A 15651-nucleotide genomic window follows, 5' to 3' on the forward strand; every position below is an offset into this window, starting at 1 on the left:
AATGATTAAAAACTTAATATTAATAGCTTTAGGTGGTGGATTAGGAAGTACACTTCGTTATTTAGCAAACGTAAATGTTAGTAAAATATGGCCTTTTAAAGCTTATTATGCTACATTTTTAGTAAATATTATTGGATGCTTACTTATAGGTTTACTTATAGGTTATCTTCAAAAAAACAATACGAATAACGAATCATTAAAATTACTTTTAATCACAGGTTTTTGTGGAGGTTTTACTACTTTTTCAACTTTTGGACTAGAAAACTACAACTTATTACAATCTCAAAATTACATCACTTCACTATTATACATTGCTGCTTCTATAATAATTGGAATAGCTTTTGTAGGTGTTGGAATATATTTATCAAAATAACATGCTGAACGAAAACGAATTAAAAGCCTTAAAATTAAAATTAGAAACTCCTAAAAAAATAACAATTGTCTCACATCGTAATCCAGATGGTGATGCAGTTGGTTCATCTTTAGGATTACTTCATTTTTTAAAAGAATTAAAACACGAAGTACATTTTATTTCACCAAATGACTATCCTGATTTTCTAGCTTGGATTCCGAATATTAAAAATACTGTTATTTTTGAAAAAGAAACAGACAAAGCTATTGAACTTTTAAAATCAAGTGATTATATTTTTACACTAGATTTCAATGCACTACATAGAACAGGAGAGTTTATGGAAAAAGCATTACAAGGTTTAACTGTACCTATGATAATGATTGACCATCATCAAGCACCGGATAGCTACCCGCTTTACACTTTTTCTGATATTAATTATGGGTCAACTTGTGAAATGATTTATGATTTCATAAATGCATTAGGATACAACCACATTATAAATAAAGAAATTGCAACTTGCCTATATGTTGGTATTACTACCGATTCAGGTAGTTTTCGTTTTCCAAAAACAACAGCTAAAACACATAATTGTGTTGCCGATTTAATCAGTAAAGGAATCAACAATAGTGAAATACATAATTTACTATTTGATAATGCTTCTTACAGCAGGTTACAATTACTAGGAAGAGCATTACAAAACTTAAAACTTTTAAAAGAGTACAATGCTTCTTATATAACTTTAACTCAAGATGAACTAGACACTTTTAACTATAAAAAAGGGGATACTGAAGGAATTGTAAATTATGGTCTAAGTTTAGAAGGAATTAATATGACTGCTTGTTTCATTGAAAATAAAGAAGAAGGTATCATTAAAATTTCATTCCGTTCACAAGGTAATGTAGATGTAAACCAATTTGCAAGAGCTCACTTTAATGGTGGAGGACATATAAATGCTGCAGGAGGAAAATCTTTTTTAAATTTAGAAGAAACTGTAAAAAAATTTATTGCTATTTTAGCAGAAGAAAAACATTAAAAATGAACATACGCTCCTTATTAACCATCTTATTTTTGGGAATTTTGTTTACTAGTTGTTCTAAACAACAAGCTAGAAAACCAGTTTCTCAAACTTCAGGAACTTTTATCCAAGAGTCTATTGATAGAAACAAGAAATTAATTGCAGAAGAAGAACAATTAATTGAAAACATTATCTCAAACGACACTTTAAAAGAATACATTGCTTCATCTAAAGGATATTGGTATAAGTATGATGTGAAAACAGAAAATGATACTATTTTGCCTAAAAGAGGAGACATCGCTTATTTTAATTATGAAATAAGAGATTTAAAAAATAAAATAATTTATACCCAAGAAGAACTTCAACCTCAAGAATATTTTGTAGATAAAGAAAATATAATGATGGGATTAAGGGATGGAATCAAATTAATGAAAAAGGGAGAGACTATTACTTTTCTTTTTCCCTCTCACATGGCATTTGGTTACCATGGAGACAATGAAAAAATAGGATCAAACGAACCGTTAATATGTATAGTTACAATTAATGAAATTAAAAAAGAAACTCCAAAAACTGAAAGAACTAATTAATTTAAAAAATGAAATCAATGACAAGTCTATTCTTAAGCTTATTTGCTTTATTTACATCTTGTACTAACCCTACAGACAAGTTAGAAGATGGAATGTATGCTGATGTAAAAACATCAAAAGGAACAATTATTTTAAAACTTGAGTTTGAAAAAACACCAATTACTGTTGCTAACTTTGTTTCGTTAGCTGAAGGAAAAAATCCATTTGTAGAAGAAAAATATAAAGGAAAACCATATTATGATGGTTTAAAATTCCATAGGGTTATTCCTGATTTTATGATTCAAGGCGGCGACCCACTTGGGGACGGCTCTGGAGGACCAGGATACCAATTTAAAGATGAATTCCATCCTGATCTAAAACATACAAAAGGAGGGATTTTATCAATGGCTAATGCTGGTGCTGGAACTAACGGTAGTCAGTTTTTTATAACCCACAAAGAAACTCCTTGGCTAGACGGAAAACATACTGTTTTTGGTGAAGTTATCGAAGGTATGGATGTTGTTAATTCAATTGTCGGAGATGATGTTATTGAAAAAATCACAATTATAAGAAAAGGGAAAGATGCTAAAAAATTTGATGCCGCAAAAATATTCAAAGACTATTACGCAGTTGAAGCAGAAAATCACAAGAAAGCATTAGAAAAAAGAAAAAAATCAGAGACTGAGAAGTTAGCTTTATTTGCAAAAGTTAAAGCTAGTGGAACAAAAACTGAATCTGGTTTAACTTATCAAATTTTAACTAAGGGTGAAGGTAAAAAACCCGCTAACGGAACAGAAGTATACATTCACTACGCTGGTTTTTTAGAGAATGGTAATTTATTTGACACAAGTTACGAACATGTTGCGCAAGAAAACGGTAAATTAGATCCAAACAGAGCTGCAGCAAAACAATATTTACCATTTCCATTTAAATATGGCGAAAAGAAAGGATTAATAGCTGGTTTTATAGAGGGATTAGAAAACATGAACTATGGAGATAAAGCGTTATTAATTATTCCTGCTAAATTAGGCTATGGAGCTCAAGGTGCTGGAAATGTAATTCCACCAAACTCAACAATTATATTTGAAGTTGAGATGTTAGAAAAAATGCCTCAACAATAATTAAAATATTTTTATAAAAAAAGCTCCACAATTTGTGGAGCTTTTTTTATGCTTTAAATTTCCAATCGAAATCATCATCATTATCTGTAAAGTTTGCACCTATTTCAATTTTAAAAACATTACCATAATCTACATTCACAAACAACCAGTTTGTTTCAAAGAAATAATTCTCAGTACCGTCTACAACTTCTGTTTCAAATTGAGTTAGTTTTTTTTCAGCCAAAATGTTTTTTACACTTAACCAATTCTGACCAATAATTTGTTCTCCAAACAATTCTAAATCTTCATTTGTAGAAGTAATATAACCTAATCGCAAATCTTCATCATCATAAAAAGTCAAACGCATTTTATAATCATTATAAACATATACAATATTATCTTCTTCATCATTGTATTGCGCATTTGGCTTACCATAAATTGCTTCAACGTCTTTTTGTTTCATTCCAAAAAGAAGTTTATCAATTCCAAATTTTAATTTAATTTCCATACTTATTATTTTAATAAAAAACCACGCTTTAAAAGCGTGGTTCAAAAATACTATTTTTATAAAACATTAAAGATTATTAGATCTTAAAACGTTTTCTATCAGTTTCTGTCAAATATATTTTTCTTAAACGAATAGATTTTGGAGTAACCTCAACATATTCATCTTTTTGAATGTATTCCAAAGCTTCCTCTAATGAGAAAATAATTGGAGGTATAATTCTTGCTTTTTCATCATTTCCAGATGAACGAACGTTAGATTGCTTCTTAGCTTTTGTTACGTTTATACACATATCATCACTACGACTGTTTTCACCAATTACCTGACCTTCATAGATTTCAGCATTAGGCTCAACGAAGAATTTACCACGGTCTTGTAATTTATCGATAGAATAAGGAATTGCTTTTCCATTTTCCATAGAAATCAATGAACCATTATTACGTCCTGGAATTGATCCTTTGAAAGGTTCGTATCCAATATAACGGTGTGACATAATAGCCTCACCAGCAGTAGCAGTTAACAATTGATTACGTAATCCAATAATTCCACGAGATGGAATATTAAATTTAATAATCATACGTTCACCTTTACCTTCCATACTTAACATTTCTCCTTTACGAATAGTAACAAATTCTACTGCACGTCCAGAAAGATTTTCTGGTAAATCAATTGTTAATTCTTCAATAGGCTCACATTTTTTACCATCAATTTCTTTAATGATAACTTGTGGTTGACCAATTTGTAATTCATAACCTTCTCTTCTCATTGTTTCAATAAGAACAGATAAATGAAGTACTCCACGACCAAACACCATGAATTTATCAGCAGAATCAGTTTCACCCATTTTCATGGCTAAATTTTTCTCTAATTCCTTTGTTAATCTTTCTCTAATATGACGAGAAGTAACAAATTTACCTTCTTTACCAAAGAATGGAGAGTCGTTAATTGTAAACAACATACTCATTGTTGGTTCATCAATAGAAATTGTTTGTAAGGCTTCTGGGTTTTCAAAATCAGCAATAGTATCACCAATTTCAAAACCTTCTACACCAATAATTGCACAGATATCTCCTGCAACAACTTCTTGTACTTTTAAACGCCCAAGACCTTCAAAAGTATGTAATTCTTTAATTCTAGATTTTATTACTTTACCATCTCTTTTTACTAAAGAAATAGGCATTCCTTCTTTTAAAACACCTCTTTCTAAACGTCCAATTGCAATACGACCTGTAAAACTTGAAAAGTCTAAAGATGTAATTAACATTTGTGGAGTTCCTTCAGAAACTTTAGGAGCTGGTACATTTTTAATAACCATATCTAATACTGCCTCAACATTATCAGTTACGTTTTCCCAATGATCAGACATCCAGTTGTTTTTAGCAGAACCATAAACTGTAGGGAAATCTAATTGTTCTTCAGTAGCACCTAATTCAAACATTAAGTCAAAAACTTTTTCATGAACTTCTTCAGGAGTACAGTTTTCTTTATCAACTTTATTGATAACAACGCAAGGTTTTAAACCTAAATCAATTGCTTTTTGTAATACAAAACGCGTTTGTGGCATTGGTCCTTAAAAACCATATACTAATAAACAAACACCATCGGCCATGTTTAATACACGTTCAACTTCACCACCGAAATCGGCGTGACCTGGAGTGTCAATGATATTAATTTTTGTTCCTTTATACTGAACAGAAACGTTTTTAGACGTAATAGTAATTCCTCTTTCACGTTCTAAGTCATTGTTGTCAAGGATTAAATCACCTGTGTTTTCGTTATCACGAAATAACTGACAGTGATACATAATTTTATCAACCAAAGTAGTTTTACCGTGGTCAACGTGTGCAATAATTGCGATGTTTCTAATAGATGTCATTTAACTCTTTTTTTGGAGGTGCAAAGGTACGCTTTATTTTAATATAAAAATTAATTATTTAGCATTGAATTAATTATAAAACAAAAAAGCCTAGTAAAAATACTAGGCTTTTGTAAATATTATATTAAAACTAATTAAAGTTTTGCTACATGTTTAGTTAACTTTGATTTTAAGTTAGCTGCTTTATTCGAATGAATAATGTTTTTCTTTGCTAATCTATCAATCATAGAAAATACTGACGGTAACTTTGTTAACGCTTCAGATTTTTCAGTAGCTATACGAATTGCTTTTATAGCATTACGCGTAGTCTTATGTTGGTATTTATTTAATACTCTTTTTTTCTCTGTGCTTCTAATTCTCTTTAAAGCTGACTTGTGATTTGCCATTTTTTAATTTTTTTAATTGTAATAATTATTATAAACTACTAGCCTAAAAAGAAAAACCTCCCACAATTAAAATAATCACTTTGGTTTTAACTAATAAAACAAAAATTAGAGACACTAACTTCCATTTTATAAAACTAATCTACAACTAATTGTAGCCCGTAGGGGAATCGAACCCCTCTTACATGGATGAAAACCATGCGTCCTAACCGATAGACGAACGGGCCATTATTTTTCTAATTGCGGTTGCAAAAATACAACATTTTTTTACTTCTGCAAGTCCTGAATAAAAAAAAAAAAATATTTTTAATACGCCTTTGCAAAAAGCACTCTTCCAATTGATGGATTACCAGTAAAAACACAGCTTCCCGCCTCTTCTATTCTATCTAAAGCAATACATCTAATAGTTGCTTTTGTAAGTTCTTTTATCTTTTCTTCTGTAGCCACTGTTCCATCCCAATGTGCAGAAATAAAGCCTCCTTTTATGTCTAAAACTTTTTTAAACTCTTCAAAATCATTTACTTCAGTTGTATGATCTGCTCTATAATCAACAGCTTTAGTAAATAATTCTTCCTGAATTTGATTTAGTTTATTTTGAATAAAAACGTCAATTCCTTCTTTAGAAACGGTCTCTTTTGATAACGTATCTCTTCTTGCTACTTCATAAGTTCCATTTTCTAAATCTTTTGGACCAATAGCAATTCTAATTGGTACTCCTTTTAATTCCCATTCCGCAAATTTAAATCCAGGTTTTTGAGTATCTCTATCGTCGTATTTAACAGATATTCCTATTTTTCTTAAAGAATTAACCAACTCATTAACTTCATTTGAAATTGCTTCAAATTGCTCATCTGTTTTATAAATAGGCACAATTACCACTTGTATTGGCGCTAAATTTGGAGGTAATACCAATCCGTTATCATCTGAATGCGTCATAACCAAAGCACCCATTAAACGTGTAGAAACACCCCAAGAAGTTCCCCAAACATATTCTTGCTTCCCTTCTTTATTTGCAAATTTCACATCGAAAGCTTTTGCAAAATTCTGTCCTAAAAAGTGAGAAGTTCCAGCCTGTAATGCTTTACCGTCTTGCATTAAAGCTTCAATACAATACGTTTCTTCTGCTCCAGCAAAACGTTCAGATTCTGTTTTTAATCCTTTTCTAACTGGCATTGCCATAAAATTTTGAGCAAAATCAGCATACACATTCATCATTTTTTCAGACTCTATGATCGCTTCAGCTTTTGTAGCATGTGCGGTATGCCCTTCTTGCCATAAAAATTCTGCAGTTCTTAAAAACAAACGAGTACGCATTTCCCATCTTACAACATTTGCCCATTGATTAATTAACAATGGTAAATCTCTATAAGACTGCACCCAACCTTTATAAGTACTCCAAATAATTGCTTCACTAGTTGGACGAACTATTAATTCTTCTTCTAGTTTAGCTTTTGGATCAACTATTAACTTTCCTTTATTATCTGGATCATTCATTAACCTGTAATGTGTAACAATTGCACATTCTTTAGCAAAACCTTCAGCATTTTTTTCTTCTGCTTCAAACATACTTTTGGGAACAAAAAGAGGAAAATATGCATTTTGATGCCCTGTTTCTTTAAACATTCTATCTAATTCTGCTTGCATTTTTTCCCAAATTGCATAACCATATGGCTTAATAACCATACAACCTCTAACCCCAGAATTCTCTGCTAAGTCAGCCTTTACAACTAATTCGTTATACCATTTAGAATAATCTTCTTCTCTTTTCGTTAGGTTCTTGCTCATTTTTAATATTTTGGCACAAAATTTGTTTATATTTATACTATATAAAATAGTTCTGCAAAACTAACTATTTTTGTGTTGTGCAACAATAAAAAAAAAAGATATGAAAGCTATTCTACTTAATTTAAGAAAATATAACTCATTTTCCTTAATCGGACTATTGAGTTTACTACTTGTTTCATGTGGTTCATACCAAAATTCATCATATTATGACAATGATGGAGTTTATGGTACAAATGAGCGTCCACAAGAAAACTATAACAATAGATATTCTGAACAAAATATTCAACAGTCTAATCAATATGCATCTCAGTTTAAAAACATGCAAAATGAATATGACTATTTTACTGATGTGGATAATTATACTTCAACAGATCAAGATACAGTTGTAGTAGTTTATCAGAATGATGAGAATTCTAGAAACTATTCTGGCTGGGGAAATAACTCTAGCGATGTAACGATTAACTATTACAACAATAACTCTGGATGGGGATGGAATAATTGGAACTCACCTTATTGGGGTGGTGGTTGGAACAATTGGTATGGTGCAAACTGGGGATGGAATGGTTGGTACGGAAACAACTGGGGATGGAATGGTTGGTACGGATCTAACTGGGGATGGGGATGGAACTCATGGTACGGTAATGGATGGGGTGGTTACGGAAACCCTTACTATGGCGGTTATTATGGAAACGGATATGGACACAATAATCATTATGCACATAATGGCGGAAGAAGAGGTGGAAATGGATATTATGGAAATGGAGGAAGATCTAGCTATAATAATGGAGGAAGAAATAATAACATAAGTGCAGCTTCGCCTAGAAATACTATTTCTTCACCAAGAAATAGTACAACATCTAATCCTAGAAACAACAATTTTCAGCCGAGAAGTACACAACCTAGAAATAATAATTCTACAATTCAAAACCCAAGAAGCTCTCAAAATAATGGAAATGTAAAGCCAAGAACCACAAGTTCACCAAGATCTAATAACAACAATAACTCTTCACCTAGAAGTAACAATAACTATTCTTCACCTAGAAGCGGTTCTTCTTCAGGTGGAAGTTTTGGCGGCGGTCGTTCTGGAGGAAGTTCAGGTGGTGGCTCTAGAGGTGGTAGAGGTGGGTTGTAATTTACTCAATTAAAAATTGCTATAAAAAAACTATTTATGAAAAAGATATTATTTACTATATTAATAAGTAGCAGCTTATTGGGGTTTAGTCAAGAAACAACTATACAAGATGCTTTGAGATATTCAATTGACAACCTTAACGGGACTGCTAGATTTAGAGGTATGAGTGGGGCTTTTGGTGCTGTAGGAGGAGATTTATCTGCCTTAAATATTAATCCAGCTGGATCAGTAATTTTTGCAAATAATTACGCAAGTATTACTGCAACAAATTACAACAAATACAATAAGTCAAATTACTTCAATACAACTACTAAGGAAACTTATGGAATATTAGACATCAATCAAATTGGAGCAGTATTGGTGTTCAATTCTAGTCCTGAAGAAAATAACGGCTGGAATAAAATTGCAATTGCTTTAAATTATGAAAACACCAATAATTTTGACAATAATATATTCTCTGCAGGAATTAATCCCAACAATTCAATAGGTAATTATTTCATAAACTTTGCTCAAGGACTACCTTTAAGCAATTTGCAATTACAATCTGGAGAAAGCATATCTAGTTTATATAATTATTTAGGAGAAACAGGTGGGTTGGGTTTTCCAGCTCAACAAGCTTTACTAGGGTACCAAGGATTACTTTTTGAAGCATTTGACGATAATGACCCAAATAATGTTGATTATTACACAAATATTCCAACTGGCGGAAATTATTATCAAGAAAATTATATTCAAAGTACAGGATACAATGGTAAAGTAACTGCAAACGTTGCTACTGCATACAAAGACAAAATATTCTTAGGAATGAATTTAAATGTTCATTTTACAGATTACATTAAGACATCTTCATTATATGAAAGAAACAATAATCCATTATATTCAAGTGGACTTACTGTTGAACAGCTTCAATTTAACAATGAGCTTTCTACTTATGGATCAGGTTTTTCATTTAATTTAGGTGCAATTGCAAAAGTTACTGATGACTTACGATTAGGTTTAGCGTATGAATCATCGACTTGGTATACATTAAATGATGAACTGACTCAACGCTTATATACAAGTACAACTGATGGAACTACAGATTTCAATAGCACAATAGCGCCTAATGTAATCAACATCTATCCTACTTACAAAATTCAAACTCCTAGTAAATGGACAGGAAGTATGGCTTATATTGTAAATAAAAAAGGATTAATTAGTGTTGATGTAATTACCAAGGACTACAGCAACACAAAGTTCAAACCAACTAATGATTCTTTCTTTAGAGGTTTAAACAACCAAATGAGTCAAGAGCTAAACAATACCATTGAGTATAGAATTGGTGGCGAATACAAAATCAAACAATTCAGTGTTAGAGCTGGATATCGTTTTGAAGAAAGCCCTTATAAAGTTGATTACGCAATGGGAGATTTAACTGGATATTCTGGAGGAATTGGGTATAATTTTGGCGAAAGCAAACTAGACTTATCTTATTCAAATGATCATAGAAATTACAACCAAAGCTTAATTTCATCAGGAATGAATGACACTGCAAGAATGAGACAAATAAACAATAATATTACAGTGACTTATTCTGTAAATTTTTAAATAAATTTAAAAACAATATTCAAACCCGACAAATACTTAATCTTGTCGGGTTTTTTGTGAACTAAAATTACTTTTAAAAAACATCTATAAGCAAGTACTCGTAATGGAATAAATTACGTAATTTTGCAGCTCAATTTATAAAAGCATGAGAACCAAGTCGTTAAAGAAGAATAAAATCAATGTAATTACACTAGGATGTTCTAAAAATGTCTATGATAGTGAAGTTTTAATGGGACAACTAAAAGCCAATGGTAAAGAAGTGACTCATGAAGCTACAGAAGATGAAGGAAACATCATTGTAATTAACACTTGTGGTTTTATTGACAATGCAAAGGAAGAGTCAGTAAATACAATTTTAGAGTATGCTGAAAAGAAAGAACAAGGTTTAGTTGACAAAGTTTTTGTTACCGGATGTTTATCTGAAAGATACAGACCCGATTTAGAGAAAGAAATTCCAAATGTTGACCAATTCTTTGGTACTACAGAATTACCTTTATTATTAAAAGCTTTAGGCGCTGATTACAAACATGAATTAATAGGTGAGCGTTTAACAACAACTCCAAAAAATTATGCGTATTTAAAAATCGCTGAAGGTTGTGATAGACCATGTAGCTTTTGTGCTATTCCTTTAATGAGAGGAAAACACGTCTCTACTCCTATTGAACATTTAGTAATAGAAGCCGAAAAACTAGCAAAAAACGGAGTTAAAGAATTGATCTTAATTGCTCAAGATTTAACTTACTACGGTTTAGATATTTACAAAAAGAGAAATCTTGCTGAATTGCTTGAAAACTTAGTGAAAGTTGAAGGTATCGAATGGATTCGCTTGCATTATGCTTTCCCTACAGGTTTTCCAATGGAAGTTTTAGACTTAATGAAAAAAGAGCCTAAAATTTGTAATTATATTGATATTCCGTTGCAACATATTTCAGATAGCATTTTGAAATCGATGAGAAGAGGAACAACTCAAGAAAAAACTACCAATCTTTTAAAAGATTTTAGAAAAGCGGTTCCAGAAATGGCTATTCGTACTACTTTAATCGTTGGATATCCTGGTGAAACAGAAGAAGATTTCCAAATTTTAAAGAATTGGGTTGAAGAAATGCGTTTTGAGCGTTTAGGCTGTTTTGCCTATTCTCACGAAGAAAACACACATGCTTACAAATTAGTTGATGATGTTCCAAACGAAGTAAAACAACAACGTGCAATGGAAATCATGGATATACAAGCACAAATATCTTGGGATTTAAATCAAGAAAAAATTGGAAAAGTATTCAAATGCGTAATTGACAGAAAAGAAGGCGAGCATTTTATAGGTCGTACTGAATTTGATAGCCCAGATGTAGATAACGAAGTTTTAGTTGATGCTTCCAAACATTATTTAAAAACTGGAGACTTTGTAATGCTAAAAGTTACAGATGCTACTGAGTTTGATTTATATGCAGAACCATTAACATAAATCCATTTCAAATAACAAAAGATAAAAGAATCCTCACTAACATATAGTGAGGATTTTTTTATTTTCATATGACAAATATCATTTCCTATAATTATTGTAAGTAGTAAATTTGTGTATACTAATTAAAACAAGAGAAGAACATGATAAAAAAACACCAATTAACAGTTGATTTTCCAGAATTTGAAGTGAAAATTCATGATTTAAAAGTAAACGATAATCATTTCAAAAATTTATTTGAAGAATATGACAAGTTGGATCATGAAATATATAGAATTGAAACAGATTCAGAGCCAGCTTCAGACGATGTATTAAATAACCTTAGAGTAGAAAGAGTTCGTATAAAAGATCATATATATACTTATTTAAATAAAAATTAAACCAACAAATTTTAAAACTAAACTTTAAATCCTTTCCATTCATTTGGAAAGGATTTTTTTATATTTGTATAAAAAAATGTACAAAGCAATTTTCGCTTTCTTATCTAGATTTTTTAAACAGAATACTTTATTTAAAATACTGTTTAACATTTCACCAATGTATCGTAGAACAAATGCACGATTAACTGAAGTTTCAAAAGATATCCATAGCGTAAAAATAAAAATTTCTCTAAATTACAAAAACAAGAATTATATGGGAACCATGTTTGGAGGCAGCATGCTTTCAGCAACTGATCCAATATATATGATTCAGTTATTACAAATTTTAGGAGATGATTATGTAGTTTGGGATAAATCAACAAACATTCGGTTTAAAAAACCTGCTAACGAACATTCTTATGCTGTTTTTGAATTCTCGAAAGAAGAAATTACTCAAATCAAAGAAGACGTTGCTCAAAACAACGAAATAGATTTAATTAAAACGTTACAAATTGAAAGTTCTAAAAACCAAATTTTTGCAGTTGTAGAGAAAACAATCTACATAAGCACTAAACCATTTTATAAAGCGAAGTTAAAAGCTAGAAAAAACAAATAATTATGTGGAAAGAAACTGACAATGTATTAATAAAGCAATTTGAATTTGAAAACTTCATAGAGGCTTTTTCGTTTATGACCAAAGTTGCTTTAATTGCCGAAAAAATGAATCATCATCCAGAATGGAAAAATGTGTACAACAAAGTTGAAATAAAACTCACGTCACACGACAAAGGAAATATTGTTACCGAAAGAGATGAAAAATTAGCAAATGCTATTGATGAATTATTACTCAATTCATAACAAAACATACTTAAATATAAATGGATTCATTGTCTCAAATTGTACTTGGTGCAGCGACTTTTGCATTAGTAAAAGATAAAGAAATCGGAAAAAAGGCCTTACTGTACGGAGCTATTCTAGGAACAATTCCCGATTTAGACATTTTACTAAACCCGTTTCTCAACACTATAGAACAATTGGCAATTCATAGAGCCTTTTCACATTCTATCTTTTTTTCAATACTATTAAGTTTACTTTGTGCAAAATGGTTTTCATATAAACACAAAACACCTTATAAAGGTTGGTTTTTGGCAAGTTTTTTAGCACTATTCACACATCCTTTATTAGATATTTGTACTACTTATGGGACGCGAATATTCTATCCAATAAACAAATCTTATTTCGCATTAGACAATGTGTTTGTAATTGATCCTTTATACACCATTTGGCTACTAATAGGTTGTATTACATTACTTATAATGAAAAACAGTAATGCTAATCGAATAACTGTTATTAAATATTCATTAGTGATTTCTACAGCTTATTTGCTCTTTGGTTTATTTGCGAATTTATTTGTAAAAAATCATTTTGAAGAGGAGTTAAAAAGACAAAATATAGTTTACGAAAAATTGAAAATTGTACCTACTCCATTCAATACTATTTTTTGGCAGGGAATTGTAAAGACCAAAGAAGGAATTTATTTTTCAGATTATAGTTTATTTGATAGCAAAAAAATATTGAATTTTCATTACGAAAAAAACGATACTGCTTTTATTACAGAAAAAATGAAAATTGCGGAACTAGATCCTTTTTTTAATTTTACAGAAGGATTTGAATTAGCAAGAAAAGAAGGTGATAAAATGATGGTTTATGGAACTAAATTTGGACCAATGAGTATTGAAAATGGAAAAGCAATTTTTATTTTTCCTCTAACTTTCAATAAAGACGGTAGCTATGAACTAAGTCAAAAAAGACCCGATAACTTTAAAGAGTTATTACACAAAATATTTATACGCGTAAAAGGAAATTAAAATATGGAACCAAAAATTCAAAACATACAAGCCAAAAAAACCATTGGTTTTTCAATTAAAACAACAATGGAAAATGATCAAACTGTGAAAATTTGGCAACAATTAATGCCGCGTTTAAAAGAAATAAAAAATGCAGCAAGTGCCGATTTTTTTTCACTTCAAGTATATAACGGAGAAAGTTTTGAAGAGTTTAAATCTAACACTGAATTTACTAAATACGCTCTAGTTGAAGTAAAAAACTATGATTTTATACCTGAAGGATTTGAAACATTCGAAATTCCAGCTGGGGATTATGCGGTTTTTATTCACAAAGGAACAAGTGCCAATTTTTATAATACTTCACAATATATTTATGGAGAATGGCTTCCAAAATCTAAATACAAATTAGACGATAAACCTCATTTTACAGTAATGGGTGATAAATATTTAGGACATGAAAACCCTGAAACAGAAGAAGAAGTTTGGGTACCAATAATTGAAAAAAATTAATTCAAAACACGATTAATCTGTACAAATCTTCTTGAATAATAATCTTCATTGCTTGATGAAATAATAACGCCTGAAGAAGTAGATGAATGAATGAATTTAATTTCATCATCAGTAACGTCCGTAATCATACCAACATGGCTTATTGTTCCTTTTCTATTGGTAGTAAAGAAAATTAAATCGCCTTTTTGCGCATTACTTTTAGAAACTTCAAATCCATATTTTGCCATATCAGTAGAAGATCTTGGTAATTTAATATCCAACTCTTGAAAAGTAGTAAACATTAATCCAGAGCAATCAAAACCGCTTGAAGTAGTTCCACCACTTCTGTAACGTGTTCCCAAATTATTGGAAGCTTTTTCTATTAAAAAATCTGCTTTTGCAAGAACATTGGTGTCAATTGGTTTTTCAGCTGACTCATTACTATTTTCTTCAACAACAGCATTTACAACTGCTTCTTTCTTTTTAATTACCAACTCAGCTCCAATTGGCAAGCCACCAACAATAGTAGGATTTAACCGTTCTAATTCATCAATGGTAATTTTATACTTTTTTGAAATTCCGTATTTGGTTTCTTTTGGAAGTACTTTATACACAATTTCATTTTCTAAAGAACTTAATTCAGTAGATTGTACTATAACTATTGGTGCGCTTTCTTTAGGCAACTCCAACTTTGGTGCTGAAACAATTTTATCTTTAGACAAATTTAAAACATCATCAATTTTTAAATTAGAAGGTGAAATTTCTGGATTTAAAGCTTCTAACTGCGCAACAGTTATTTTATATTTTTTAGAAATACTATAAAACGTTTCACTTTTTAATACTTTATGACTTTCTGGAAGCTCTATAACATTTACAACTTGTGGTTTACCTTTTGAAGGAATAATTAAAACGGTTTTTAATTGCAAAGGTTTCCCTTTCACAGTTGGATTCAAATCATAAATAGCATTTTCTTTAACATCGTATTTTTTAGCAATAGAATATATAGATTCGCCTTGTTCAACTTTATGTTTCACACTGTTTTGCGCAAAAACTCCAGTTGAAGCTAGAATTAAAACAATTATCCAATTACTAAAAAACCTCATTATCTGATAGTTAAGTTAAAAAACATTTCTTTTAGAAAGTGTCGCAAGATAGAGAAACTATGAATTGGATTTTATGTTTTAACTTAATATTAAGTT

General features: G+C 30.5%; 16 protein-coding genes, 1 tRNA gene and 1 pseudogene. 12 read left to right on the forward strand and 6 right to left on the reverse strand.

Going from position 1 to position 15651, the window contains the following annotated elements; genetic code table 11:
* Position 1 precedes the first annotated feature (1 nt).
* Genes crcB through UXY25_RS05985 form a run of 4 tightly spaced genes read left to right on the forward strand, consistent with a single transcriptional unit; the run spans position 2 to position 3054 of the window.
* Complete coding sequence (crcB, locus tag UXY25_RS05970) at positions 2-373, forward strand: fluoride efflux transporter CrcB (protein ID WP_320815097.1); 372 nt, start codon at positions 2-4, stop codon at positions 371-373.
* 1 nt (position 374) lies between these two features.
* Positions 375-1385, forward strand: coding sequence for a bifunctional oligoribonuclease/PAP phosphatase NrnA (locus UXY25_RS05975; RefSeq protein ID WP_320815098.1), 1011 nt, complete (start codon positions 375-377; stop codon positions 1383-1385).
* Positions 1386-1387: 2 nt separating this feature from the next.
* Positions 1388-1954 (forward strand): gliding motility-associated peptidyl-prolyl isomerase GldI, encoded by a 567-nt coding sequence (gene gldI, locus UXY25_RS05980; protein ID WP_320815099.1) that lies wholly within the window; start codon positions 1388-1390, stop codon positions 1952-1954.
* An 8-nt stretch (positions 1955-1962) separates the two neighbouring features.
* Entirely contained in the window at positions 1963-3054 is a 1092-nt protein-coding gene (locus UXY25_RS05985) for a peptidylprolyl isomerase (RefSeq protein WP_320815100.1), read from the forward strand.
* A gap of 46 nt (positions 3055-3100) precedes the next feature.
* Here UXY25_RS05985 and UXY25_RS05990 read toward each other — a convergent pair whose 3' ends face one another.
* From UXY25_RS05990 to proS, 5 genes and pseudogenes are all read right to left on the reverse strand, one after another.
* A complete protein-coding gene (locus UXY25_RS05990; protein ID WP_320815101.1) occupies positions 3101-3541 on the reverse strand; it encodes a hypothetical protein in 441 nt (146 codons plus the stop codon).
* Between the two features lie 76 nt (positions 3542-3617).
* Positions 3618-5414, reverse strand: a pseudogene (typA, locus tag UXY25_RS05995) (translational GTPase TypA).
* Positions 5415-5548: 134 nt separating this feature from the next.
* Positions 5549-5800, reverse strand: coding sequence for a 30S ribosomal protein S20 (gene rpsT, locus UXY25_RS06000; protein WP_320815102.1), 252 nt, complete (start codon positions 5798-5800; stop codon positions 5549-5551).
* A 152-nt stretch (positions 5801-5952) separates the two neighbouring features.
* Positions 5953-6024 (reverse strand) — tRNA-Glu (locus UXY25_RS06005).
* Between the two features lie 79 nt (positions 6025-6103).
* Positions 6104-7582, reverse strand: a complete 1479-nt coding sequence (proS, locus tag UXY25_RS06010) for a proline--tRNA ligase (protein WP_320815103.1) — start codon at positions 7580-7582, stop codon at positions 6104-6106.
* Between the two features lie 100 nt (positions 7583-7682).
* On the opposite strand from proS, the gene UXY25_RS06015 reads away from it, so the two are divergent.
* The 8 genes from UXY25_RS06015 to UXY25_RS06050 all read left to right on the forward strand — a co-directional run bounded on the left by UXY25_RS06015 (position 7683) and on the right by UXY25_RS06050 (position 14473).
* Complete coding sequence (locus UXY25_RS06015; protein ID WP_320815104.1) at positions 7683-8714, forward strand: hypothetical protein; 1032 nt, start codon at positions 7683-7685, stop codon at positions 8712-8714.
* 36 nt (positions 8715-8750) lie between these two features.
* Positions 8751-10301, forward strand: coding sequence for an OmpP1/FadL family transporter (locus tag UXY25_RS06020; RefSeq protein WP_320815105.1), 1551 nt, complete (start codon positions 8751-8753; stop codon positions 10299-10301).
* A 145-nt stretch (positions 10302-10446) separates the two neighbouring features.
* Entirely contained in the window at positions 10447-11760 is a 1314-nt protein-coding gene (rimO, locus tag UXY25_RS06025) for a 30S ribosomal protein S12 methylthiotransferase RimO (RefSeq protein ID WP_320815106.1), read from the forward strand.
* 140 nt (positions 11761-11900) lie between these two features.
* Positions 11901-12137 carry a YdcH family protein gene (locus UXY25_RS06030; protein WP_320815107.1) on the forward strand — a complete coding sequence of 79 codons (237 nt, stop codon included), beginning with the start codon at positions 11901-11903 and terminating at the stop codon, positions 12135-12137.
* A 76-nt stretch (positions 12138-12213) separates the two neighbouring features.
* Positions 12214-12732 carry a DUF4442 domain-containing protein gene (locus UXY25_RS06035; protein WP_320815108.1) on the forward strand — a complete coding sequence of 173 codons (519 nt, stop codon included), beginning with the start codon at positions 12214-12216 and terminating at the stop codon, positions 12730-12732.
* Between the two features lie 2 nt (positions 12733-12734).
* The gene (locus UXY25_RS06040) at positions 12735-12974 is read left to right on the forward strand and encodes a 4a-hydroxytetrahydrobiopterin dehydratase (RefSeq protein WP_320815109.1); all 240 of its coding nucleotides are present in this window, start codon (positions 12735-12737) and stop codon (positions 12972-12974) included.
* A 20-nt stretch (positions 12975-12994) separates the two neighbouring features.
* Complete coding sequence (locus UXY25_RS06045) at positions 12995-13984, forward strand: metal-dependent hydrolase (protein ID WP_320815110.1); 990 nt, start codon at positions 12995-12997, stop codon at positions 13982-13984.
* A 3-nt stretch (positions 13985-13987) separates the two neighbouring features.
* Positions 13988-14473, forward strand: coding sequence for a GyrI-like domain-containing protein (locus tag UXY25_RS06050; protein ID WP_320815111.1), 486 nt, complete (start codon positions 13988-13990; stop codon positions 14471-14473).
* Here UXY25_RS06050 and UXY25_RS06055 read toward each other — a convergent pair.
* Positions 14470-15555, reverse strand: coding sequence for an NlpC/P60 family protein (locus UXY25_RS06055; protein WP_320815112.1), 1086 nt, complete (start codon positions 15553-15555; stop codon positions 14470-14472). The two genes, UXY25_RS06050 and UXY25_RS06055, sit on opposite strands and share 4 nt — an antisense overlap.
* Positions 15556-15651 lie beyond the last annotated feature (96 nt).

The sequence above is a fragment of the Flavobacterium sp. genome, from assembly GCF_034111225.1.
Classification (GTDB): Bacteria; Bacteroidota; Bacteroidia; order Flavobacteriales; family Flavobacteriaceae; genus Flavobacterium.